The sequence below is a fragment of the Flavobacterium hydrophilum genome, from assembly GCF_003202405.1.
GTDB classification, from domain to species: Bacteria; Bacteroidota; Bacteroidia; order Flavobacteriales; family Flavobacteriaceae; genus Flavobacterium; species Flavobacterium hydrophilum.
Window position 1 is genome coordinate 1 of record NZ_QJHL01000019.1, and the last position, 880, is coordinate 880.

Consider the following 880-nt stretch of genomic DNA (forward strand, 5'->3'; position numbering starts at 1 on the left):
ATCATCGACATCACAGGAGTAACCGGAGGCAATGGCGCTACAGAAAACGGCGTTCAGCAGGCCACGGTAACGATCACTGATGACGAGACCACCCCAACGGTAACCCTGAGCGGAACGACAACAATCGCAGAGAACGCAGCTGGAACGGCTACGATCACCGCTACACTGAGCACGGCTACGACTACCGATACGGTGGTAAGCTTAGGCTTTGCAGGAACAGCATCAGCAGGAGATTATGCGGCAAGCAATACTACCATTACGATACCGGCAGGCCAATTGACCGGAACGATCACTATTGATCCGGCCGATGATGCGCTGTACGAAGGAAACGAAACAGTAATTGTCGATATCACGAATGTTACAGGAGCTACGGCAGGCAGTACGACTCAGGCTATCGTTACGATCACTGATGACGAGACCACCCCAACGGTAACCCTGAGCGGAACGACAACAATCGTCGAGAACGCAGCAGGCACGGCTACGATCACCGCTACGCTGAGCACGGCTACGACTACCGCTACGGTAGTAAGCTTAGGCTTTGCAGGAACAGCATCAGCAGGAGATTATGCAGCAAGCAATACTACGATCACCATCCCGGCAGGGCAGCTGACCGGAACGATCACTATTGATCCGACCGATGATGCGCTGTACGAAGGAAACGAAACAGTAATTGTCGATATCACGAATGTTACAGGCGCTACGGCAGGCAGTACAACTCAGGCAATCGTTACAATCACTGATGACGAGACCACTCCAACGGTAACCCTGAGCGGAACGACAACAATCGCAGAGAACGCGGCAGGCACCGCTACAATCACCGCTACACTGAGCACGGCTACGACTACCGATACAGTGGTAAGCTTAGGCTTTGCAGGAACAG

At 53.2% G+C, this 880-nt stretch carries 1 protein-coding gene; it reads left to right on the forward strand.

Annotation, left to right across the window (positions count from 1 at the left end; genetic code table 11):
* Positions 1-880 (forward strand): Calx-beta domain-containing protein (locus DMB68_RS23140; RefSeq protein WP_196783721.1); only part of this gene is annotated, 880 nt, incomplete at both ends.